The following is a 22,871-nucleotide window of genomic DNA, read 5'->3' as shown; positions in this document are numbered from 1 at the left end:
TTATTAGCTAATATGCTGTAAGAACTCTGAATCACGCGCTAGTAGTGATAGGTACAGCACAGGAATGACAAACAAACCGACTGCCCAATAACTGAGATTCACGTACAGCACCGCGCCGAGTAGCGCGCCAATCACAAAGCTGACAACCAATGCCGCGCTATGCCCCAATTTTTTGGCATTATCAGCGCTACGGTTGGCAATATAATCTGACAGACCAATACCCAGTTGGGTCGTATTTCCCGTCATTAGCACCGTTGGACTCATATGTTTGATGACTGTTTTACTAGCCGTATTACGAATAGCAAGTGCTGTTAAACCTAGGCCACCAGTGATGGCGACAGTTATATCTCCAGCCTCAGTGAAAGGTTGAAAGGACAATCCTGCTATCATAAATGCGCTTAAAAATAGCGCTTCTGCCAAAAATAAATGACTAAGTACTAACGTTTGCTTCCGGCTTTTATCAATGTATATTTTGGTAATAACCACCGTTATTATAAAAAGTGGCACCGATGCCAGCTTGATCCACAAGCCATCTTCACCTTTAACCAAACCGCTACCAGCCAGTACTAAGTTACCCGTGACATGAGCGGTAAAAAAGCCAAATAAAGTGATGAAGCCAATGGTATCAATCGCCCCACCAACTATGGTTAATAGGATAGGCGCTTGATAGCGTTGCCAAAAGCTTGGTGTCTTACGATCTAGAGTGTTGTTATCAGCTACAGCTTTAGGCACTAGTATTTCCTGCAAAATCTACAAAATCAGTCACAAAGCGCTGTAAGAATTTCTGTGTGCGCGGGCTAACACTGCCATCATCATTTAAGCTGTCAGTTGCACGACTTAAATGAATTTCAGGATCAATCATCATTTGTGCCGAAAGCATTTGCATGCTTTTTCTGACATCAAGGCCACTATTGATACCGCCGAAACTGCCTGGCGAGGCCGTCACTACCGCAACTTTTTTATGGGTCCAAACGCTTTCTTTATAAGGACGCGAGCCGATATCTACGACATTTTTCAAGGCGGCAGGCATGGTGCGATTATGCTCTGGGGTGACAATCAATACTGCATCAGCGTATTTTAACTGTTGACGTACGCGCTCATAGCTATCGATAGTCTTATCATCATAATCCTGATTATAAAGCGGTAAGTCTGCGATATAGACTTCTTTTATAGTCACGCATTCAGGCATCTGCGACACTATATATTCTGCAAATTTACGATTGATAGATGCTTTTCGCAAACTACCAATAATTAAGGCAATGTTTAGGGATATGCTCATAGCGGCTCCTTGATTATTATGATGACAAGACGATTTTTTCTAAGCCATTTACTCTACTATATTCTGCGATGATTATTGTTATCAATTGAATAAGCACCTGCTCCATGAGCAAATATCATCAAGAAACCACCCGCCATCGCAATGTTTTTCATGAAAGGGTTCATCTGTGATTCATCTATCCAGAATTGATGGAAAAGTAGCGCTGATATAATATTGAATCCAACGAGTAAAATAGCAACGAAACGCGCTTTGAATCCGAAGAGAATAGCAAGGCCGCCGAAAAGTTCAACCGCGATAACCAGTGGCAATAACATCCCAGGCACACCCATTGATTCCATATAGCCTTGGGTAGCGGCGTAGCCGGTAATTTTGGTAAAGCCTGAAAAGATAAAAATCATTGATAAAAACAGGCGTCCGATAGCAGCGCTTAGCTCTTGTAGTTTATCCATGGGTTTTCTCCAGTAATAGAATGTTTTTTAAGCTTTTATTTGATTATGTGACAGGACTATTGTATTCGTTGCTTATAACTAGATAAACCGTGATAATTACAAATGTAAGTTCTTATTTAAAGAACAATTAAGAGGTGGTTTACATGGGACAATTAGAAGATATGGCAATGTTTGTGCGTGTTGTCGAAGCAGGCAGTATTACCAAGGCTGCCGAGCAACTGAATATCGCAAAATCTGCGGTAAGCCGGCGTTTAAAGGAGTTAGAGACACGCTTGGGCAGTCAACTGATTAGCCGAACCACGCGTCAATCAAACTTAACCCAAGCCGGTGAGCAGTATTATCAAAAGGTGCACCATATACTCAGTGAAGTGGATGCGCTGAATGAAGAAACGAGTGGTACTCCGACGCGTATCGAAGGGACCTTAAAGATGACTGCACCATTGTCCTTTGGTTTAATGCATTTGAACGATGTTATTGATGAATACGCCAATCAGCATCCTGAGTTAAATTTTGAACTGGATTTTTCTGATCGGCATACTGATTTGATTGAGGAAGGGTTTGAGTTAGCGATTCGTATTAGAGAGTTGCAAGATTCCAGTTATCAAGCCAAACGTCTAGCACTGATTCGTTATGCGTTATGCGCCAGTCCCGAATATTTAGAGAGGATGGGTACGCCAAAGACTTTTGACGATCTGTCAGAACATGAGTTTTTACAATATGGTATGAGCAAATCTAGCACGATAGAACTGATAGATGAGCAAGGTAAGAAGCATCAAGTCGCCGTAAACGGTAAAATCAAAGCCAATAATGGGGACTTTTTGCGGGAGATGGCAGTCAAAGGTCATGGTATTGCTTTTCTGCCAACTTTTATTACGTATCAAGCCTTAATCAGCGGTGAGCTTGTGCCTATCCTGCAGCAATATCAATTACCCACTTTAAACGCTTATGCGGTCTATCCTAAAAATCGCTTTTTATCGCAGCGCTGTCGGTATTTGATTGACTTTATTGCCGAGCGTTTTGGTGATAATCCGTACTGGGATAATTTTTGATAAGCATTTACGGCTCAACACTTAACGGACAAGCTTAAATGATCACTATACTTGCTCTCAATAACATAAGTGCCCGCGATCCCAATGAGCCAAATCGACCCTCAACAACGCTTGAGTTATTGACCTCTACCGTCAAATCCGTAGAAACAAAATTGGGATAATATTGATTTTAATAGGCGCAAATACGATACTGGATATATTTCTAAGGTTTTGCCCTTCTCTCCCAAAATGGATATTGAATTTCCTATATAATGTGAACCATCTCTTTGTTGATAACCCCTTTAATTTAGGCTTTTTTCTTAGTAAAAAAATGCTGCTTATCAGGTAAAACGGTGCTTTATGTTTAACGCTTCCTCAACTCGTTTAAATAAATACATCAGCGAAAGCGGTATTTGCTCCAGGCGAGACGCTGACCGCTTTGTTGAACAAGGTAATGTATACATCAATGGTAAGCGCGCTCAAGTAGGCGATCAAGTGGTTGCTGGAGATACGGTAAAAGTCAACGGGCAACTCATTGAGCCGCGAGAGGCGGATGATTTTGTGTTTATTGTCTTGAATAAACCCGTGGGTATTGTGAGCACTACAGAAGCTTCAGAAAAAGATAATATCGTTGATTTCGTTCGACATAGTACACGTATTTTTCCGATTGGACGTTTGGATAAAGACTCTCAAGGTTTAATCTTTTTGACCAGTAATGGTGATCTGGTTAATAAGGTACTTCGTGCTGGTAATAACCACGAGAAAGAATATTTGGTGACGGTGAACAAGCCGATAACAGATAGTTTTATTGAAGGTTTAGCTGGTGGCGTGCCAATGCTTGGGAAGATGACCAAGAAATGCCCAGTTACTAAGGTGGCACCCACGGTGTTTAACATCACGCTAGTGCAGGGTTTAAACCGTCAAATTCGTCGTATGTGTGAGCATTTTGGCTATGAAGTGGTGAAGCTTGAGCGTACGCGGATTATGAATGTCAGTCTTAAAGGTACTCCCGTTGGAGATTGGCGAGATTTAACCGAAAAAGAGTTGTCTGTTTTACTTAAGTCCATAGAAGGTTCTTCTTCAGATGCCAGTAATCCGGGCAAGAAATCTCGTAATGCGCCACGAAAAAATGCTCGTACTGATGATTCATCAAAGACAAAAACGTCTTCGAAATCAGCGGGGGCAGCAAAGGGCAATAAAAAACACGCCAAGGATGATGCTAGAAAACCAGCGGGTTCTAAAGGCAAAGATAGACGTCCTTTTGGTAATGGTAAGAAGGCTGTGGGCAATGGCAAACCTGCTACAAATGGTAAGCGCCCTGCAAAAGGTCGAAGTTCTAAGCGGTAGCAGTATCGCGACCATAGATTGATGGTTAATGGTTAATGGTTAATGGTTAATGGTTAATGGTTAATGGTTAATGGTTAATGGTTAATGGTTAATGGTTAATGGTTAATGGTTAATGGTTAATGGTTAATGGTTAACTAATTAGGACACTTGATAAGAAATATTGCATAAAAAGCCAGACAATTTCAGTTGTCTGGCTTTTTTGTTGCCTGCAGATTTTCTCAACCAAATAATTTTTATTATAAAGCCAACTCATAACTCGTACTACGCCCCGAAGCCTCATATTTTTGCGGCATCCCCTGCTCTATTAAGTCATTAATCTCTCTTAATGCGGTATCGATAGAACATTTGGTCATAACTCCTGCGGCGCTGCCATACTATAAAATCGTTGGCGACTATCATCGCTTTTTACCAGTACTCTCTCAGTAATCTATCGTTAATTTCACGAAGTACCGTTGGTATGGGCGGACTAAAAATAGCAAAGTCTAAGACAGTTAGCAGATGTCATTATTTAAAAATTCGATTATAGTAGATATCGAATCATACATTTAAAAGTTGAGGACAAAATAATGAAGACACTAAGTTTATGTATTGCAGCAGGACTAGGTTTAAGCGCTTGTGCTGGTGGAATGACAGGGAATACGGGTCAAAACAATAATGTCAATGGTATCGTCACTCAATACCCTGTTGAGACTGCCATGCTCAACATCTATACCAAACAACGCAGTGATAAATTAGTTGCGGTTGTCGGCAGTCAAAGCGTGTCAGCAGAGATTCAAGTGACGCCTAAAGGCAGTATGGTATTTAATAATAAGTCTGTACAAGGTACCGAAATAAACACCATCAATAAGATGAATAATCAAATCACCAATCAATCAGTCGCTATCAATTACTTCACCCTGAATCCACTGATATTCCATGGTTTTACAGACGGTACAGGTAAATACTCACTATCTAACCAGACGACCACCATTCCTAAAATGGCGACGGTGGGCGCTTCTAGTAAGCTACTGACGGAAAATGTCTATGCCGATAGCAGCATGCGTAACAAGATAGGGACTTATAACCAAGACTGGTCTTTGTCGCGTGATACGAATAATACCGCATGGTTCTGTATAGAAACCTCAAGCAATCTATTACTCAGCTTTGACCCTGCAGGCACTTCATCAGAATGCTACAAGATCAATGCCAAAGGCGATATCTTAGCAAGCAAAGTGACACTGAGTCAGCCTAGTAGTAATGGTAGTACTAAGACGGTTACTTTAAACAGTCAGTAGCTATTATCTTGGTGACATGCCCTTTATCATATAGCCTTATTACATAGCTTTCGTCACATAGCTTTTATTACATAACAACGAAACAAAAAAATAGCGCCTAATATGGGCGCTATTTTTATATCAGTAAGCTGAACGATTAAGAACGATGTCCATGAGTATGCTTAGCTTGATATTTGCTTTTTGCTTTGAGATGAGCCGCTGGTTTTTTTGATTGATGCTTTGACACTACTGCCTTTTTTTTAACATGCTGATGTTTATTATCAAACTTTGCATTGACCTTTTGATGCTTCACTTTAACAACATGATGTTTAGCAATTTGCGGCGCAGCACTTGCTTGGCTAACCATTGTGAAGCAAGCAGTAATGGCTAAAATTGAACTTATCATTATTTTTTTCATTATTTTTTCTCGTATAAAGTCATATTAGTTATGAGTTGTGGTTGAAACTGCCTTACTCAATATCGAGTAAAGCATTCACGTGATAAAAAGCATCATGATAAAAATCTGCTCTATCGACAACGAGAATGATAAATGATTCAAACGTTAAGTAGATTTATGAAGATTGAAGAAAGGTAACCTTAATGAGGGAAGGTTTCTTAAGTGGTACGCTATAAGCGTCATATTGGCGCTTTTCTAGACGGGCAAGTAATAGCGAATGAAAAGATATCTTATATATAGATTAGGATGACTGGCTTTGGCATATTTTTTGTAAAGTGTAGACGTTGTCACGATACTTTCATTTTCACCCTATAAAATGCGTTGATTATTCAAAGCCATTGACGATATGCCGCATCACAATAAAGACTTTTAAAGAGTAAATACCAAACCAAGTAGGCTAGATAAGTATTCTGCAAGGGTCTTTGGCATGTGGATTTTTTTAAAGTAGCCAACTGATGGCCTTCTGAATAGCAATTTTGAAATAACTGAGAATCGATGTAATGAACCATTACTTATGTTTGACAGATTATGAAAAAAACTTGATTGATAGTGCTTTGCTCATTCTGATGAAAAAAAACATCCAATATAGCGATCAATCAAAAGAAAACTCAGTGCAGCAATACTATCAAGATTTTAATCTCACACTTTTTGAGCTATGTGCAAAAATAAAAGCACCTGATTTTGATAAGCAAATGGATTTATCCTCGAGAGAAATCAAAGCAATTAAAAAAGCCCTAACCTCACTGTACAACCGTATCTATCAAAGAACCCTTAAGGACATAGAGAGCAATCAAGAAGATCACTATAAGAGCTGTAAGTTACAGATCATAGAATTAGAGAGAAAAATCGATATTATCGAGAAAAACAATATAGAGAGCAATAGTTGTTAAATTGCTCTTTTTTACCGAAAAATCTCACTATTTTTAAGTCTTTACCACCATCAATATTGGTCGCGTAAAACAAAAAATCGCACTCCGCATTACATTAGCCTATCTTTTCCGCTGGGTCTTATTAGCTATTTCCCATTTGCTTGGTTATCGTATAGCTACTTCAGTCATATAGTCTTCTCAGTACAAGATGAATAGGTACAGCAAAGGATAGTACGACAAATTAAAGTACGGCAAATAGCAGGCTGGGCAAATATGACGACGCTATGACCGATTTCTCTACAATGCCCGATATATCTCTATACAAGACTTGTAAAGAGCATACCCCTTGTCTTAGAATGGCATTGTTAATGATAATGTCTATTTTGTTAAGTATTCTTTCTAAAATGCTTTAAACTGACGTTTCAAGTTAGCACACCTCCTTACTTATAAATGTTACCTATGCATCATCAGCATGCTGGTAATACGATGACCCTATCATGTCTACTAAGCGCCGTAAGCTTGTTTTACGATATTCATCACCGGTAACGATGTGGTTCGGCATGTTGGTCGCATGTTTTGCTTGGATCATGCACATCACGCTGTTGCTCACACCTCTATGGGATGATAATGCCCACTTAGGTCATGGTATCTGTGCAGAGCTTGCACCGATTGTATCGGCAGCTAAGCAGTATGAGCAAATACAGACTGATATTGCGCAAACGAATCACAACATACCCATTGATAGTGCCGCTCGTCATTTACTTCATCATCATGCATCCTTATCTTTAGCATCACCTGCGACCGTTGAGCCAGTTATAACGGTGGACGCCGCACCTTCACAGGAAGCTTTGTATAGCAAAGATAAGGTTGAAAGCTCTGAATCTAACCCTGATACCGTAAAATACACTGGCTGTGACCTTTGCACTGCCATGTCTGCGGCACTATTGCCAGTCGCTTTTACACATACTGACTCGGCTTTGATTGAGCTGTCTACTGTCTCAGTTACGTTTTTGTATCGCTCACATACCTACTCTCCTAGTAATTTTTTACGACCCCTCGCACGCGCTCCTCCAGTTACACTCACATAACTATCTACATTTATAGTCCAATATTTTTAGGCCGTGTCCTCATTTTAAAAATGGTGATAAACATGAGATAAATTGCTGTCAAACAAGGAAAGTAGCGCAAATAATATCGAGATATTAATAAGCTATTTGATGATGTTTGGCAAAATTTAGCCATTTTTAGCCCATTTCGAAAGTAATCGATTGAATTGAGGACACGCCCTAGAGCATTAGTGAAAATGCTCTCAATCAACGCGCTCATTTGACGCTCTGATTGAGGCACTTGTATGCGTTTGCCTAAAACATTGCGCTCAAAACTGTGCTCATAATATTGTGCTCAAAATGCTATCTATTTATATCGGAAAATATTCAGTAAACACCTAGTCTAAGTCCATAAGTGGCTTAGCTGACATTGCCTCTTGGTAAAAACTGAATAACCGATTTCATAAAATATTTTTGCGAATTTCTAGGAAAGTAAGATGTTATCTTCGTCAATAAACGCTGTACCTATTTTAAAACTAAGTGTTTTAGCCTTGTCTTTATTGCATATCAGTAGCGCTTATGCGGATTCCACAACCGTAAAGGCGCACATGCCTACTACTGATGATGAGCCACATATTCAATTGCCAGAAATCGTCGTTTATGCGACAGCAGCGGATAAGCGCTCTAGTACCAATGCACTTGGGACAGCCGCCACCCTTGATCAAAAATTTATTAGCAGCAAACAAGTGGCAAGCAGTGATACGGCCACTATACTGACAAAAATACCCGGTCTAAATGTCCAAAGTGCCGGTGGCATCTCAAACTTGCCCGTAATAAGAGGCTTGGCGGACAACCGTCTGCGTATCTTAGTGGATGGCGTTGCCTCAATCGCCTCCTGTCCAAACAGTATGAACTCACCCTTGTCTTATATTGTGCCAAGCGCTATAGAAAAGACCACTGTCTATGCAGGTGTGACGCCTGTGAGTGTCGGTGGTAATAGTATTGGCGGCACCATCGTCGTCGAAACAGCAGAGCCTATGTTTTCAACGGATAGCGACATATTAACTTCAGGTGAAATTGGCACATTTTATCGTAGTAATGGTGACGCTTATGGTGCCAATTTATCTACCACAGCGGCAAACGAGCAGCTTAGCCTCACCTATAAAGGCAGCTTTGCGCAGGCGGATAATTATAAAGCTGGTGGTGATTTTAAATCTTATACAGAGACAGGGAACGCTGGTAAAACGTTAGCGAAAGACGAAGTTGGTTCAACCGCCTATGAAAGCAAAAACCAGTCAGTAGATGTGGCTTATAAGAACGGCAATCATCTGCTACAAGGCACTTATTTGTGGCAAAACGTCCCAAAAGAGTTATATCCAAATCAGCGGATGGACATGCTCGACAATCAGCTTGACCGCATTAATTTGCGCTACAAAAGCGAGTTAAATTGGGGGCAGCTAGAAGCACAGGCCTATCATGAAGATGTCGATCACTATATGAACTTTGGGGAAGACAAACAGTTCTTATATGGTAATGCCAAAGGTATGCCGATGTACACCAGTAGCGAGACCATCGGTGCCAATCTTAAAGGTATTATTGATTTGACCAATCAAGGCACGCTCAATATAGGTGCTGAATATCAAGACTACACGCTCGATGACACGTGGGCGGCATCTGGCGACGGTATGATGTCACCAAACGACTTTCAAAATATCAACAATGGTCAGCGTCAGCGTATCGGTATCTATGGCGAATGGGAAAAAGACATCTCGCCTGACTGGAGCACCCAGCTTGGCGCTCGCTATGAAAACGTACGTACCAGTGCTGATGAAGTACATGGCTATCAAATCGATGGTCAAAATAATATGACCAATCAGCTGCGAGATAGCGCTAACTTTAATGCCAGTAACCGCCGAACCACCGATAACAACTTTGATATTACTGCACTCGCACGCTACGACATTGATTCACAAAAAAATCTAGCCTTAGGTCTATCGCACAAAGAGCGCACGCCAAGCTTATATGAACGCTATACCTGGTCCACTTGGAAAATGGCGGCCATCATGAATAATACCGTTGGTGACGGTAATGGCTATTTTGGTGATCCTAATCTAAACCCAGAAAAATCCAATACCCTATCTGCCACCTTAGACTGGCGCGGTGCTGATGATAGCTGGGGCGTTAAAGCCACGCCTTACTATTCAAAAATTGATGACTATGTCGATGCCGTACAGTGGAACCCCATGGCAAACACAGCAGCTAGCACTCAAACAACGAATCAATATAATGTGCTGCGCTATACCAACCAAGATGCTGAGATATATGGCATAGATATCTCAGCCAATCGGCAGCTGGCAGCAAATGCTTGGGGGTACTGGAATATGGTAGGCTCCTTAAGCTATACCAAAGGGGAAAATAAAGACAGCGGCTCAGACTTATATAACATCATGCCATTCAATGGCAGTGTTGCCCTGAATCGGGAAAATAATGGTTGGACAAACCAAATTGAAGTGGTGGGTGTCGCGGCTAAAAATGATATCTCAACCCCTCGTAACGAAATTAAAACGGCGGGTTATGGTCTCTTAAATCTCAGTACAGGCTATCAGTTTAAAGAGGTAGCAATTGAGGCTGGTATCGATAACGTATTCGATAAAAACTATGCCCTACCTCTAGGGGGCGCATACATGGGACAAGGCAAAACCATGTCGATGAATGGCGAAATAGGCAACAGTTCTAACTGGGGTACTGCCGTTCCTGGCGCGGGACGATCATTATATGTGGGTGTCAACTATAAGTTCTAGGTGTCGTTAAGATAGGTCATTAACTGACTAACATAACGATTAAACCTTCAACGGATTTTATTTATTTTATATCTTAGGAAGCACCTTCATGACTATAGCACTATTAATTGCAGCATTCTTAATGGGATTTTTTGGTTCGCCGCATTGCTTAGGTATGTGTGGCGGTATCGTCACCGCATTCGGACTATCGATGAAAGAAACCAGTCTAGCAAAAAAACGCGGCCTCATTGCGACTTACCATTTGGGGCGCTTACTCAGTTATGCCCTATTGGGCTTAATTGCTGGAGTGATTGGCACTACGGTATTGACCCCTTTAATGGTTGGCAATAGCACACCTCGCATTCTACTAGGGTTGGTTTTGGTATTTGTAGGATTAACCATGCTAGGGTTGCCTTTTTTGAACAAGCTTGAACGTCTTGGTATGCATTTTTGGCAAGCTCTATCACCTCTTCGGCAGAAAGTATTCCCCTTAAACACCTTTCCTCGAGCATTGACGGCAGGTTTATTATGGGGATTTTTACCCTGTGGTCTCGTTTATGGCGCATTACTTATTGCGGTCGTCGGTCATGACCCGCTCACAGGTGCCGTATTAATGTTTGTCTTTGGTCTAGGAACCGTACCCATGCTCGTCGCCACGCACGAAACGGTCAACTGGATGCGCAATCAAATCGGGCGTTTGCGCCTAAGGCAAGTGAATGGCGCAATCATGATGCTATCTGGCTTAGCCGTCATAGCGGTGCCGATGGTCATGGCCAATATGCATGGTGGACACGGGCAAATGAATCATGAGCAAATGAATCACGAGCAAATGAATCACGAGCAAATGAATCACGAGCAAATGAATCACGAGCAAATGAATCACGAGCAAATGAATCACGAGCAAATGAATCACGAGCAAATGAATCACGAGCAATAAAAACGTCTCTCATGTACATAGGAGGCAATGATATTTTAAATTATGGATAGGGCATTTTTAGCGTGCCCTATTTTTTTACCTACTAATGCGCCAATCCCTGAATTTAGCAAAGAAACCTTTTAGCCTTTCAGAAAAGTTAAAAGCTTCTGACTCCGGCACCTCTTCAACATGATGACGAGCTGCCAGTATCGGCTGCTGCACCAATCTTTCGTGATGATCAAAAGCCCGATCAAGACTGATACTCATGATAGAAAAGTTAGTCGGACGTGGTAGACAGCGATATACCTGACCCTTGTTAATTAAATCAATGACCATATGAGCATCTTTGAATTCAGTCAACATCAGAACCATCAGATCTGGCTGGATATTTTTTAAGGCATAAACGATGGGCGTAATATTTTCTTTATTGAGCGTCGAATCTGTAATCGTGACACCAAAGCGTTTTTTTTGTAATAACTTTGCGGCCTGTTCAAGGTTACTCGCCCAGCTCACGGTATAAGCGCTCTTAAAATGACTTTTTATTTGTTGATAGACACTCTCATCATCGTCTAGTACCAATATATGGCGATTGCTAACCGTGCCACTATTAACACGGTTTTGAGTTGCATCATTTTTCATAGTGTTTTGTGTGATTTCTTGCGTTTGCTGAGCAATTTCTGTGGCTTTATTAACGATTTTTTTAAGTTCATCATTTTGCCATGGCTTAGTGATATAGCGATAAATTTCGCCCTCATTCACAGAATCCATCACGGCATTCAGATCCGCATAACCAGTTAACAAGATACGAATAGTATTTGGTGAAGCTGCTTTGATGTCACTCAATACTTCTGTACCTTGCTTATCTGGCATGCGTTGGTCGCTGATGACCACTTGTACTTCATTCCGGCTAACATATTCCATTAGCTCAGTGGCATCGGTAGTAATAAATACATCATGTGACTGGCGAAAATGCATTTTTAAGCTGCGCAAGATACGCGGCTCATCATCGATAAAAGCGATTTTTGGTTTTTGCATGACGCTCTCTTTAAATAAATGGTTGGAAGTCTCTCAACTTTCAAATAAGACTTGCGCAGGTTTCTTTTCATGAACGATAGACTGTATCGGTAGCATGAGGGTAAACGTCGTGCCCGCGCCAACGATTGAGCTAACCTCAATGCGTCCACCATGTTGTTCGATGATTTGTGCCGTAATGGCCAATCCTAACCCTGTGCCATCGCCTGCTTTTTTGGTGGTAAAAAACGGCTCAAAGATATGCGTTAAAATATGCTCTGCGATACCGACACCATTATCTATAATGCGTACCACGATATATTGCTGCGCCTCATCGACAGACGAGCTGACTTGCAATGTCCCTTTATGATCTGGCGGCATGGCTTGCGCGGCATTATTAAATAGGTTTAGTAATACTTGGTTAATTTGTGAAGGATTACACTGAATGAGCGGCAGCTCGGCTAGATTGGTATTGACGTCTAAGGTTTTTAAATTATTGCGAGCCATAATCAATGAGGTATTGATGCAATCATTGATATCGATATCTTTTACTTTGGATTCGTCTAGTCGAGAAAAGTCGCGTAAGCTGACGACCAGTTCAGCAATTTGGTCGACGCCATACAGTCCATCTTTGATTAAATCTGCCAAATCTTCACTGACTTCATCTTCTTTAATCTCTTCACAGCATTGTAAAGTCTCTTCTATCAGTATCTTGACTTGCTCTTGATTGATAGTTGGCGCTTTTAACGCCTGCAATAATTGATCGGTATGCTGTAGCAATTCATCAAAACGCACGAGATTATCACCGACCAACTCCATATTACTACGCACATAGCCCAGCGGTGTGTTGACCTCATGCGCCACGCCCGCCACCATTTGACCTAATGTCGCCATTTTTTCGGAGCGCACCAGATGCACTTGTGAGGCTTTTAACTCATCCATGGCTTGCTGCAAGTCTTGCGTACGGGCGGCGACTTGTTTTTCTAGATGAACATTGATTTCGGCAAGTGCGCCTTCATTTTCGATGACGCGGTCAATCAGTTGATTGGTCTGCTCGCTGATGATTTGAATCTCGCTGACATTTGAGTGTGGCAGTTTAAGGGCGCTTAATTGTTGATATTTTTTTTGCTCAATTAATGCGCCCATATCAGCCACTGCTAGTGCCATATATTTTAGCGGTCGCGTAAAGTAGCGACGGAACACCCACGCGGTCAACAACAGGATAGGAATAAAACCCAGTAGCATGGTTTGAATCAGCTGGTTCGACAACGCATTTGCCACGCTCATCATGTCATTATTGGGCTTGACGATGACCATCTTCCAATAGGTAAATGGCATGCGAAACACAAAGGCGGTGGCGGACTGCTGCAACACAAAGTCATTGGGCACAGCGATGGTCTCAATCAAGTGAGTGTCTACCAGATTAAACGTTTGGTCAATATTCAATAGCAGCAATGCTGACAGCAACTTGGATTCTTGTTCGCTGATTTTATCCAAATTGGTCGTACTCAAAATACTACGTGCCGCGAGCGTATAACGACTTTCATCTCTGGCAACTGCCTCATCGATGAGTGTTTGATTAATGCTATCTAGGCTGTCCGCAATAGGGGCAAAGCTTGAATGTTTCTCGGCCAATTGATGCGCGGTTACCATCTCGCCTTGGGGATTATCTTCAGTCGCTTGCGTGACCATAGATTGATCAGGAAAGGTCAAAAATCGATTGTCCAAGTCTACCAAAAAGACATAACCACTCAGCTTATCTTGCCACTTTTTCATGGCGTCATCGAGGTTATCTAATAGCAGATTAAAACTCACTACTCCATCAAAAGCCTGATTGCGACTGTCATACAATGCCTTGGCACACGTCATCATCGGCTGATTGCTTTGCGGATCGACATACGCACGACTCCAAACACAGTGGTCATGGCGTGCGTACATCGCAGGAATGTACCACCACTCTCGATAATAGGGACTCGGCGTTTGACGCACTTGATTATACTGCTCTAACGGCTGCATGCTGCCTGCGTCATCCCGCGCCCACACAAACGACTGCCGCTCTCGGTTTTGAGCGTACATATTTGGATCAAACCACACGCCACCGCCCACAATCCGTTGATCGGTTTGTTGCATAAGATTACCAAAAGTTTCTCTATAAAGGCGGTCTTCTTTTGGCAAGCCGCCCGCCATCGCACTGGTTGCCTTTGCCAGTCCGTCGACATGGCTGATATTCGCCATAATACTATTAATGGCTTCGTTACCCGTTTCAACCACTGTCTCTGAAGTCATCTCCAATATACGAGGCTTAGCTTGAGTCTCAATAACCCAATACACCATCAGGATAATTAGTAAAAAAGCCAATGCTAAAATAATCAGCATGCGTGTGGAAATACTACCAAGCCGACCAGCAACACTCATAGAGAAACCTTATATTGATGCATCTACCATCATCAATGCATCACTTAATAAATAAAGACATCAGTGATACGCAACCACCATTTATAGTGCGCTCAAGGATACGATGCCATCATGACAATATGATGACAAAAGTTTTGTTTTCTTATCTGTTGACCAGTACCTTTTAATTAACAACTATTAGCTTGCCGTTGATAGATACAACCTTGTACTCATTTAGCGCTGCTCTCTTTTTATCATCAATAACATCATGCAGCTTATTGAGCGCATAGCTGTACTATCAGCCATTGCAAGGTACAAAAAAGCCACTTATTTTTTTAAGTGGCTTCTTCATATGCAAGTCAGTCTCTAATTTTTCTATTTATGTCATCAATATCTCTATGATTATAGAGTCTGCCAAGTTTATATTGTTCTGTACTGTGAAATTTTATACATATGTTATATTAATAATACTAATATAGAGGGCGTGTTTGTATTTTATATAATGTCGCGGATCACCGTCACTTATCACTGATTGCAATGCCTGTCTGTTGTACACTCAGAGCTTGATATAACTCGCTCATACCGTTATTCAACTAACCCTAAAGAAAGGCGCTCACAAAGTCTTTCTCTTTTAAATATTAAAGGAAAAGCGATGCGCTCTTTGTTTTTTAGTACTTTGTGCTTAGCAAGCAGTCTTTCACTAATGGCTTGTAGTAGTCATCCACCAACCACGGCAAAAGAATCAACAGCTATCATTACCAACACGACAAAAGAGAACGCTGACGAACAGCTAAGCATGGAGAAGTCCAGCGCCGAAGAACCGTTATCAGCATTCACCGCTTTTGGTAATACAGAAAAAAGTTGGCGCACAGTAATTGATGGTAACCAACTTAGCATTGAAGCAGATTTTTTGAAACCAACGACCATCGTTGTCTCTCGTTCGACCTATGCCGAAGGTGTGGAATACGTGAGTACCGTTAGCGGCAAACCTATTATTATGAATATAAATAGCCAGATTTGTACCGATGATAATGGCTATCAAAATGAATTTACGGTGACGTTGACTTATGATAATAAAAGCTATCAAGGTTGCGCCGTTGCTGGAGCGTATGAAACAGCGCCTACGTAATTGCATAGAATTTATTGTGGTTAGCAACCATCATAAATAGTCAGCCATTAGCCAATGGATAACGCATAATTTGGCAAATAAGTACTTATATTACTTTCGATCGATGTCATTATTGTTTAATAAAAACACCCTATAGTATGTCTATAAACCCTTCATTTTAGTCAAATAACCTTTTATATCAGTCTTACTAAATAAGGATGAACCTATGAAAATTATAAAGACTCAAATCAATAATCCGGTAGACCACGACACATTTATCCATCAGCCTGATGCCAGTAAAACTCGTGTAGCAAACATACCAGGCAAGCGCTTACCCTTCCCTGATCAAATTGGTAATTATCAGCGCAATATTGGGACGCCCACTGACGCTTATCAGGACAGTAAGGTTTATATTGTTGGGGGCGGTATTGCAGGTTTGGCCAGTGCTTATTACTGCATCCGAGATGGCAAAGTATCCGCTGAAAACATTACCATTTTAGAGCATCTTGACGTGGCAGGTGGCTCCTTAGATGGTAGCGGCAATCCTGAAACGGGATATATGGTGCGCGGCGGTCGTGAAATGGATTTCACCTACGAAAACTTTTGGGATTTATTCCAAGATATCCCCGCTCTTGAAATGCCTGCGCCTTATAGCACCTTGGATGAGTATCGCATAGCAAATGACACCGATCCCAATTACTCTATTGCACGCCTGATCCATAAGCAAGGCGAGATAAAAGACTTCAGTCAACTGGGATTGAGTAAAACCAACCAACTCGCTTTAATTCGTTTGCTATTAAAACCCAAGGAAGAGCTAGACGATATCACTATTGAAGATTATTTTGATGACAGCTTTTTGAGTAGTAACTTCTGGACATTTTGGCGAACCATGTTTGCTTTTGAAAACTGGCACAGCTTACTTGAGTTTAAGCTTTATACGCATCGATTTTTACACGCATTGGACGGTCTAAACGACATGTCTGCACTGGTATTCCCAAGATACAATCAATTTGATAGCTTTGTTAAGCCACTACAAAATTATTTAAAAGATAAAGGTGTGCAATTTCAGTATGACACGCTCGTTACCGATTTAGACATTGAATTTGAGCATGCTGATAAAGTAACAGGCACCAAAAAGGTCAAAGCCATCATCACGGAGAAAGCGAGTGAGCAAACCACCATTCCTATGGGTAGCAATGATTTCGTTATCGTGACGACTGGCTCCATGACCGAAGATACCCGCTATGGTGATGATAATACTGCGCCGACGCTAGATTTCACAAAAGACAGCATGGGGCAATCGTCTGGTTGGAAAGTATGGAATAATTTGGCTAAGCAATCTGCCGTCTTTGGTCACCCAGAAAAATTTAATCAGCATGTGGATAAATCTGCTTGGATGTCGGCGACGTTGACCTGCCAGCCGTCTGCCTTTATTGATAAGCTCAAAACTCTGTCTGTCAACGATCCTTATACGGGTAAAACAGTGACCGGTGGTATCATTACCATTACGGATTCAAACTGGTTGATGAGCTTTACTTGTAACCGTCAACCGCATTTCCCTGATCAGCCAAAAGACACGTTAGTCGTATGGCTATATGCCTTGTTTATGGATAAAGAAGGCAATTATGTCAAAAAACCCATCCCAGAATGTACAGGCAAAGAGATCTTGAGCGAACTCTGTCATCACCTTGGCATCCTCGATGATATAGAGAATATCATGGCCAATACCATCGTCAGAACGGCTTATATGCCCTACATCACCTCGATGTTTATGCCCCGTGCTAAAGGCGATCGTCCTGAGATAGTCCCTGATGGTTGTGTCAATATGGGTCTAGTCGGTCAGTTCGTCGAGACACATAATGATGTGGTATTTACCATGGAGAGCTCTGTTCGTACTGCTCGTGTCGCAGTTTATGAGCTAATAAATGTGCAAAAACAAGTCCCCGATATAAACCCATTACAATACGATATCCGTCAATTATTGAAAGCCGCGAATACACTCAATGATGGTAAAGGTTTCATCGGCGAAGGTCTATTAACTAAGCTTCTTAAAGGTACTTATTACGAGCACATATTGCCAAAAGCCAATCAATCCACCAACGGCAATGACTCAATATTTACTCAGCAATGGGAGGCAATCAAAGGGATTTGGCATAAGTAGTTCTGGCATCAGTAATGTTAGTTTTGATAAAAGCAGCTTTGATAAAAATGGCTTTAGTAAAACTAATGACGAAAAATAAAAGCGATAACGCTCTAGGGCATGTCCTCATTTTAAAAATGCAGATAGAAATGAGGTCATGCCCTAGTCAGACTTGGACAACTGCTGTAATTGCTCAATCAGCCAACGGTGTATACCACTGTGACTGGTACGTGGGTGCCATGCTGCTATCACCTTAAATGTGGGTGGCAGGGCTTCCACTTTGAGCTCTTTAACCCGACTGTTTGGTAATAAACGCGAGGGATAAAATGCAATCATATCGGTTGTATAAAGGATATCTGGCACCGCAGAAAAGCTAGGAACGGACATAACAATGTTTCGTTTAAGACCTTTTTCTGCAAACCACTGGTCATGAGAACCACGTAAGTTAGCGCGTGAAGGTGACACCACCAGCTGCGAGTGTGCGGCAATTTGCGCCAGTGACAGCGGCTCTGTTGTAAAACTATTATTGCAACCAGTAATGCAGAAATGTTGTTCTTCAAGCAGCGTCACATAAGCCAAGTTATCAGGAATAAATTCTGGGAAAGTAATCAGCAGATCAAGCTCGCCTGCCGCAATAAGCTGATTGATATTGTCTGAGGCAAAATCACGTACGATTAACTTCAAATCAGGCGCGTCGCGGCGCGTTATATGAAACAACTGCGGTAATAATGCCTGCGTCGCATAGTCGGTCGCGCTAATCGTAAATACGCCTTTATAAGTCTGCGGCGAAAACACATCTGGCTCTAACAGTGCTTCTAACTGCTCTAATATGCGACTAATGGGTTGCTGCATCGATAGCGCTTTGGGGGTTGCCACCATGCTATTGCCTTGACGAATAAACAAACGATCATCAAACAAATCACGCAGCTTACGTAATTGTTCGCTGATTGCCTGTTGTGTCAGCCCCATTTTGCGCGCAACTTGTGAGAGATTTTTTAGATCAAGCAACGCATGTAGCACTCTCAGCTGCTTGATATCGAGTCGGTTAATTCCATTCATAACATATACCATTAATAATTGTATCTTAAACAACAAAACCTTGTTTCCAATTGTATCTATAAAACTCTATGCTTACCAACCTTACTTACGCAGTAATAAAGCATCAAAACAAGCTCAATGGTTTAAACAATAACCCCGTCCATTTGTTTTAAAAGAGAGTTTTATGGAACCATCTAATATCGATACCAGCCCATTATTTGCATCTGTCACACTTGGACCATATACGTTAAAAAACCGTATTGTCATGCCACCGTTGACACGCTCTCGCAGCACGCAACCGGACAATATTCCTAATGAATTAATGGCAAGCTACTATACACAGCGTGCCTCTGCAGGTTTTATGGTCACTGAAGGCACACAAATTGAGCCAAGGGGTCAAGGTTATGCGTGGACGCCAGGCATACATTCGCATGCCCAAATCGAAGGCTGGAAAAAGGTCACTCAAGCGGTACACGCAGCAGGTGGTATCATTTTTGCTCAGCTTTGGCATGTTGGTCGCGTGTCGCATACCAGCTTACAACCACAAGGCGCTCAGCCAATTGCACCATCAGCTATCACTGCTGACAATGTAAAAGTATTTATCGAAACAGCACCAGGTGCAGGCGCGTTAGCCGATCCTAGTGAGCCACGCGCACTCAGTACTGATGAAGTTAGTGAACTGGTCGCTATGTATGCGGCAGCCGCACGCAATGCATTGGAGGCAGGTTTTGATGGCGTCGAGCTGCATTGTGCCAATGGCTATTTGGTGAATCAGTTCATCTCTGAACATAGCAACACACGTGATGATCAGTATGGCGGTTCATTGACCAATCGCTTGCGTTTCTTAAAAGAAATCGTAGCTGCCGTCAGTGAAGTGGTTGGCGCTGATCGTTTAGGCGTACGTTTTGCACCGCTGTTTGCTAGCACAGATGAGACTCGCGTATATTTAGGGCTAGTGGAATCAGATCCACATCATACGTATATTGAAGCGATTAAAGTACTTGAACAAGCGGGCATCGCTTATTTATCTATTGCAGAAGCTGACTGGGACAATGCTCCTGATTTACCAGAGACTTTTTATCAGGCCGTCAGAGCTGAGTTTTCAGGACGCATTATCTATGCGGGTAAATACACGACGGAAAAATCGGTACATATGCTAGCTAAAGGTTATGGTGATTTATTTGCTTTTGGTCGTCCTTTTATTGCTAATCCCGATTTACCTGAGCGCATCGCCAATCATTGGCCACTCAACGAGGCAGATCCTACCACGATGTATGGTGGCACCGAAATTGGCTATAATGATTATCCTTACTATCAAAACTCTTAATACAATAAGGCCATTCGTGGCCTTATTTTTTTGCTTATAAATAGGATATTTTTAATAGCTGATGCATATATATAGCCCTTATGATTCATCCGACTGATCAAACAACTTTTCGATAGGCTTGCTGTGTATCTTTGAGCTATTGAACAGCGACTTATTACCAGTATCCGCTTCTGTCCAAAAATTAATATTGAATTGGGCATCATCACTTAATTCTACGCGGTGCCAATATTGAGGCGGACTGACCGCGAACTGCCCTGCTTTAATAACAATGGTTTTTTCAGGTTCAGTGGCGGCTTCATCAGCAAAGCCATAAAAGGTTACCGTGCCTTGCATGACACAAATTTGGCCGTATACGCCCTCTGCTGTATTGTGATGAGTCAACAAGGCTTTTGGGACTTTATCTTTAGTAAAAAAGTGGGTCGAACGCTTTATTTTCCAATGGCTGGGTATGACGGGGTTTGAGGCGACAGTATGACTCATGGTAACTCCTTGGCTAATTTGATGGGTGTATCCCAATCCTTTTTATTAACAGCGTACTTGAGAATAAAATTCTATGAATAAACGAGAAAAACACGCACAGTAATGGTTCTTATTACTATAGCGCATCATATTTTCAAATGTATTGCTATCCTCATATAATCTTAGTTAACCATCAATATATAGGATATTAAAGCCACTTTTTAATCCCCATTAAGTAGTATGTGAAATGACATTCATACTGCTTTCGCCTAATGGTTAGCGAGCTTACTTATTGCTACATTAACTCCATCTAAACTATCCAGTTCGACGGTGGAGAATACTTGTCATGCATGCAAAAGAGCTACTTGAGGTTGAACGCCGTGATATAAGAGCGCTCCACTATACGTGGATTGCTTTTTTTCTGACCTTTTATGTCTGGTTCAATATGGCACCACTAGCCACTTCTATGCTAGAGGCCGAAAGCTATCTAACTTCTGAACACATCAAATTATTTCTCATTGCCAACGTTGCTTTGACCATTCCAGGGCGAGTGGTGGTCGGTATGGCATTGGATCGCTTCGGTCCGCGTCGCGTGTTTTCCATACTGATGGTCGTCATGGCGATACCGACATGGTTCTTCGCGTTTGGTGATTCCGCGATGCAGCTGTTCGTCGCTCGCCTATTTATGTCTATCGTGGGCGCAGGGTTCGTCGTTGGCATTCACATGACTGCCCTTTGGTTTAAGCCAAAAGACATTGGCTTTGCCGAAGGATTTTATGCAGGCTGGGGTAATTTTGGTTCAGCTGCTGCAGCGATTACTATTCCGACGGTTGCGCTACAGTTCTTTGGTGGTGATGACGGTTGGCGCTGGGCAATTGCATTATCTGGCTTACTGATGGCCGCTTACGGGGTAGCCTACTGGTTTTTGATCACCGATGGTCCTACACAAGATACCCATAAAAAAGCACGTAAGGCGGGTGCTTTAGAGGTATCAAGTTGGAGGGATCTATTATTATATTGCCTATTTATTATTCCTTTATATGGCGTATTGGGTGTATTGGTTTATCGCACTAAAAACATGGGATTCCTGAGTGAAACAGGCGCTTGGGGGTTTTATACTCTCATCGCTGTGGTGGTCATTTACCAAATTTATAAAGCCATCAGTGTCAACGTACCCATGCTTAAAGCGGGTATTCCTGAGGATGACAAATACCCCTTTACCTCTGTTGCCGCCCTAAATGTCACCTACTTTGCTAACTTTGGCGCAGAGCTGGCGGTCGTCTCTATGCTACCGATGTTCTTTGCCGCAACGTGGAAGCTCGATCCTACCGTCGCAGGGTTAGTTGCATCGACCTTTGCTTTTGTTAACTTATGGGCGCGACCACTTGGCGGCTATATCTCTGACAAGGTTGGCAATCGTCGCTTGGTGATGTTGGTATACATGTTCGGTATCGGTATCGGCTTTGGATTGATGGGATTGCTGAATGCAGAGTGGCCATTGTTTATCGCGGTCGTCTTTACGATTCTATGCTCAGTCTTTGTGCAAGGGGCAGAAGGCGCAACTTTTGGTATTATCCCTTCAATCAAGCGGCGCTTAACGGGTCAAATTTCTGGTATGGCGGGGGCTTATGGCAACGTGGGCGCTGTGTTCTATCTATTTATATTTACCTTGGTCGAACCAAATCAGTTCTTTTTTATCATTGCGATAGGTGCATTTATCGCTTGGGTACTTTGTTTCTTCTGGTTAAAAGAGCCTGAAGATGCCTTTGGTGACGAATACAAAATGTCCTCGGTCGATCGTCAAATTGCCGCTGAAGAAGGCTAATTTGATTACCTTATAAAATAAAAAAGCCACCCAGCATCACTGCTCGGTGGCTTTTTGACTGATATAGAGAACTATCTAGACATGTAATAGGGGTTATTCAGATGACCCATGATTTTTTTATAAAAAGTAACGCTTTCAAAAAGTA

20 protein-coding genes are annotated in these 22,871 nt (G+C 42.0%); 11 read left to right on the top strand and 9 right to left on the bottom strand.

What is annotated here, in order from left to right; translation table 11 throughout:
* Window positions 1-3 precede the first annotated feature (3 nt).
* The 3 genes from ACP7AE_RS04540 to ACP7AE_RS04530 are packed head-to-tail and all read right to left on the bottom strand — an operon-like array spanning window position 4 to window position 1,728.
* Window positions 4-732 carry a YoaK family protein gene (locus tag ACP7AE_RS04540; RefSeq protein WP_426241625.1) on the bottom strand — a complete coding sequence of 243 codons (729 nt, stop codon included), beginning with the start codon at window positions 730-732 and terminating at the stop codon, window positions 4-6.
* Window positions 725-1,279: an NAD(P)H-dependent oxidoreductase gene (locus ACP7AE_RS04535; protein ID WP_270897728.1), complete on the bottom strand. Its 555-nt coding sequence runs from the start codon at window positions 1,277-1,279 to the stop codon at window positions 725-727. The genes ACP7AE_RS04540 and ACP7AE_RS04535 overlap by 8 nt, the downstream gene beginning before the upstream one ends.
* Window positions 1,280-1,335: 56 nt before the next feature.
* A complete protein-coding gene (locus ACP7AE_RS04530) occupies window positions 1,336-1,728 on the bottom strand; it encodes a DoxX family protein (RefSeq protein ID WP_426241623.1) in 393 nt (130 codons plus the stop codon).
* Between the two features lie 143 nt (window positions 1,729-1,871).
* Between ACP7AE_RS04530 and ACP7AE_RS04525 the strand changes: the two genes are divergently transcribed.
* Together ACP7AE_RS04525 and rluF are read left to right on the top strand one after the other, a co-directional pair.
* The gene (locus ACP7AE_RS04525) at window positions 1,872-2,777 is read left to right on the top strand and encodes a LysR family transcriptional regulator (protein ID WP_296242877.1); all 906 of its coding nucleotides are present in this window, start codon (window positions 1,872-1,874) and stop codon (window positions 2,775-2,777) included.
* 339 nt (window positions 2,778-3,116) lie between these two features.
* Window positions 3,117-4,103 carry a 23S rRNA pseudouridine(2604) synthase RluF gene (gene rluF, locus ACP7AE_RS04520; RefSeq protein WP_201554444.1) on the top strand — a complete coding sequence of 329 codons (987 nt, stop codon included), beginning with the start codon at window positions 3,117-3,119 and terminating at the stop codon, window positions 4,101-4,103.
* A 236-nt stretch (window positions 4,104-4,339) separates the two neighbouring features.
* Here the strand turns inward: rluF and ACP7AE_RS04515 are convergent, their stop codons facing one another.
* Complete coding sequence (locus tag ACP7AE_RS04515) at window positions 4,340-4,456, bottom strand: cell filamentation protein Fic (RefSeq protein WP_426241621.1); 117 nt, start codon at window positions 4,454-4,456, stop codon at window positions 4,340-4,342.
* A 213-nt stretch (window positions 4,457-4,669) separates the two neighbouring features.
* Here ACP7AE_RS04515 and ACP7AE_RS04510 point away from each other — a divergent pair, with 213 nt between their 5' ends.
* The gene (locus ACP7AE_RS04510; protein ID WP_426241619.1) at window positions 4,670-5,377 is read left to right on the top strand and encodes a hypothetical protein; all 708 of its coding nucleotides are present in this window, start codon (window positions 4,670-4,672) and stop codon (window positions 5,375-5,377) included.
* Window positions 5,378-5,513: 136 nt separating this feature from the next.
* Here the strand turns inward: ACP7AE_RS04510 and ACP7AE_RS04505 are convergent, their stop codons facing one another.
* Entirely contained in the window at window positions 5,514-5,774 is a 261-nt protein-coding gene (locus ACP7AE_RS04505) for a hypothetical protein (protein ID WP_426241617.1), read from the bottom strand.
* A 539-nt stretch (window positions 5,775-6,313) separates the two neighbouring features.
* On the opposite strand from ACP7AE_RS04505, the gene ACP7AE_RS04500 reads away from it, so the two are divergent.
* From ACP7AE_RS04500 to ACP7AE_RS04485, 4 genes are all read left to right on the top strand, one after another.
* Window positions 6,314-6,703, top strand: coding sequence for a hypothetical protein (locus ACP7AE_RS04500; RefSeq protein ID WP_426241615.1), 390 nt, complete (start codon window positions 6,314-6,316; stop codon window positions 6,701-6,703).
* 476 nt (window positions 6,704-7,179) lie between these two features.
* Entirely contained in the window at window positions 7,180-7,770 is a 591-nt protein-coding gene (locus ACP7AE_RS04495; protein ID WP_426241613.1) for a hypothetical protein, read from the top strand.
* A 455-nt stretch (window positions 7,771-8,225) separates the two neighbouring features.
* On the top strand, window positions 8,226-10,529 hold the full coding sequence (locus ACP7AE_RS04490; protein ID WP_426241611.1) for a TonB-dependent receptor: 2,304 nt from the start codon (window positions 8,226-8,228) through the stop codon (window positions 10,527-10,529).
* Window positions 10,530-10,617: 88 nt separating this feature from the next.
* A complete protein-coding gene (locus tag ACP7AE_RS04485; RefSeq protein ID WP_426241609.1) occupies window positions 10,618-11,445 on the top strand; it encodes a sulfite exporter TauE/SafE family protein in 828 nt (275 codons plus the stop codon).
* 75 nt (window positions 11,446-11,520) lie between these two features.
* Here ACP7AE_RS04485 and ACP7AE_RS04480 read toward each other — a convergent pair whose 3' ends face one another.
* Complete coding sequence (locus tag ACP7AE_RS04480; RefSeq protein ID WP_426241607.1) at window positions 11,521-12,459, bottom strand: response regulator; 939 nt, start codon at window positions 12,457-12,459, stop codon at window positions 11,521-11,523.
* Between the two features lie 33 nt (window positions 12,460-12,492).
* A complete protein-coding gene (locus tag ACP7AE_RS04475) occupies window positions 12,493-14,850 on the bottom strand; it encodes an ATP-binding protein (protein ID WP_426241605.1) in 2,358 nt (785 codons plus the stop codon).
* 631 nt (window positions 14,851-15,481) lie between these two features.
* Here ACP7AE_RS04475 and ACP7AE_RS04470 point away from each other — a divergent pair.
* Both ACP7AE_RS04470 and ACP7AE_RS04465 read left to right on the top strand, forming a co-directional pair.
* Window positions 15,482-15,958, top strand: a complete 477-nt coding sequence (locus tag ACP7AE_RS04470) for a hypothetical protein (protein ID WP_201540018.1) — start codon at window positions 15,482-15,484, stop codon at window positions 15,956-15,958.
* 205 nt (window positions 15,959-16,163) lie between these two features.
* Complete coding sequence (locus tag ACP7AE_RS04465) at window positions 16,164-18,098, top strand: oleate hydratase (RefSeq protein ID WP_201540017.1); 1,935 nt, start codon at window positions 16,164-16,166, stop codon at window positions 18,096-18,098.
* Between the two features lie 141 nt (window positions 18,099-18,239).
* Here the strand turns inward: ACP7AE_RS04465 and ACP7AE_RS04460 are convergent, their stop codons facing one another.
* Window positions 18,240-19,136 (bottom strand): LysR family transcriptional regulator, encoded by an 897-nt coding sequence (locus ACP7AE_RS04460; RefSeq protein ID WP_426241602.1) that lies wholly within the window; start codon window positions 19,134-19,136, stop codon window positions 18,240-18,242.
* 178 nt (window positions 19,137-19,314) lie between these two features.
* On the opposite strand from ACP7AE_RS04460, the gene ACP7AE_RS04455 reads away from it, so the two are divergent.
* Entirely contained in the window at window positions 19,315-20,442 is a 1,128-nt protein-coding gene (locus ACP7AE_RS04455; protein WP_238035363.1) for an alkene reductase, read from the top strand.
* Window positions 20,443-20,520: 78 nt separating this feature from the next.
* On the opposite strand, the gene ACP7AE_RS04450 is transcribed toward ACP7AE_RS04455, so the two are convergent.
* Complete coding sequence (locus ACP7AE_RS04450) at window positions 20,521-20,922, bottom strand: DUF1971 domain-containing protein (RefSeq protein WP_055125082.1); 402 nt, start codon at window positions 20,920-20,922, stop codon at window positions 20,521-20,523.
* 325 nt (window positions 20,923-21,247) lie between these two features.
* Between ACP7AE_RS04450 and ACP7AE_RS04445 the strand changes: the two genes are divergently transcribed.
* Window positions 21,248-22,726, top strand: coding sequence for an MFS transporter (locus ACP7AE_RS04445; RefSeq protein ID WP_045455078.1), 1,479 nt, complete (start codon window positions 21,248-21,250; stop codon window positions 22,724-22,726).
* The last annotated feature ends 145 nt before the right edge of the window (window positions 22,727-22,871 follow it).

This window comes from Psychrobacter sp. TWP2-1-2 (assembly GCF_049896785.1).
Classification (GTDB): domain Bacteria; phylum Pseudomonadota; class Gammaproteobacteria; order Pseudomonadales; family Moraxellaceae; genus Psychrobacter.
The sequence above is the reverse complement of the archived record's forward strand: the minus strand, read 5'-3'. Positions and strand labels throughout refer to the sequence as shown.

Bases quoted from the DNA above. Each gene is read 5' to 3' on its own strand.
- ACP7AE_RS04535 (WP_270897728.1), bottom strand. From the start codon at position 1,279: ATGAGCATATCCCTAAACATTGCCTTAATTATTGGTAGTTTGCGAAAA.
- ACP7AE_RS04530 (WP_426241623.1), bottom strand. From the start codon at position 1,728: ATGGATAAACTACAAGAGCTAAGCGCTGCTATCGGACGCCTGTTTTTA.
- ACP7AE_RS04525 (WP_296242877.1), top strand. From the start codon at position 1,872: ATGGGACAATTAGAAGATATGGCAATGTTTGTGCGTGTTGTCGAAGCA.
- rluF (WP_201554444.1), top strand. From the start codon at position 3,117: ATGTTTAACGCTTCCTCAACTCGTTTAAATAAATACATCAGCGAAAGC.
- ACP7AE_RS04515 (WP_426241621.1), bottom strand. From the start codon at position 4,456: ATGACCAAATGTTCTATCGATACCGCATTAAGAGAGATTAATGACTTA.
- ACP7AE_RS04510 (WP_426241619.1), top strand. From the start codon at position 4,670: ATGAAGACACTAAGTTTATGTATTGCAGCAGGACTAGGTTTAAGCGCT.
- ACP7AE_RS04505 (WP_426241617.1), bottom strand. From the start codon at position 5,774: ATGAAAAAAATAATGATAAGTTCAATTTTAGCCATTACTGCTTGCTTC.
- ACP7AE_RS04500 (WP_426241615.1), top strand. From the start codon at position 6,314: ATGAACCATTACTTATGTTTGACAGATTATGAAAAAAACTTGATTGAT.
- ACP7AE_RS04495 (WP_426241613.1), top strand. From the start codon at position 7,180: ATGTCTACTAAGCGCCGTAAGCTTGTTTTACGATATTCATCACCGGTA.
- ACP7AE_RS04490 (WP_426241611.1), top strand. From the start codon at position 8,226: ATGTTATCTTCGTCAATAAACGCTGTACCTATTTTAAAACTAAGTGTT.
- ACP7AE_RS04485 (WP_426241609.1), top strand. From the start codon at position 10,618: ATGACTATAGCACTATTAATTGCAGCATTCTTAATGGGATTTTTTGGT.
- ACP7AE_RS04480 (WP_426241607.1), bottom strand. From the start codon at position 12,459: ATGCAAAAACCAAAAATCGCTTTTATCGATGATGAGCCGCGTATCTTG.
- ACP7AE_RS04475 (WP_426241605.1), bottom strand. From the start codon at position 14,850: ATGAGTGTTGCTGGTCGGCTTGGTAGTATTTCCACACGCATGCTGATT.
- ACP7AE_RS04470 (WP_201540018.1), top strand. From the start codon at position 15,482: ATGCGCTCTTTGTTTTTTAGTACTTTGTGCTTAGCAAGCAGTCTTTCA.
- ACP7AE_RS04465 (WP_201540017.1), top strand. From the start codon at position 16,164: ATGAAAATTATAAAGACTCAAATCAATAATCCGGTAGACCACGACACA.
- ACP7AE_RS04460 (WP_426241602.1), bottom strand. From the start codon at position 19,136: ATGAATGGAATTAACCGACTCGATATCAAGCAGCTGAGAGTGCTACAT.
- ACP7AE_RS04450 (WP_055125082.1), bottom strand. From the start codon at position 20,922: ATGAGTCATACTGTCGCCTCAAACCCCGTCATACCCAGCCATTGGAAA.
- ACP7AE_RS04445 (WP_045455078.1), top strand. From the start codon at position 21,248: ATGCATGCAAAAGAGCTACTTGAGGTTGAACGCCGTGATATAAGAGCG.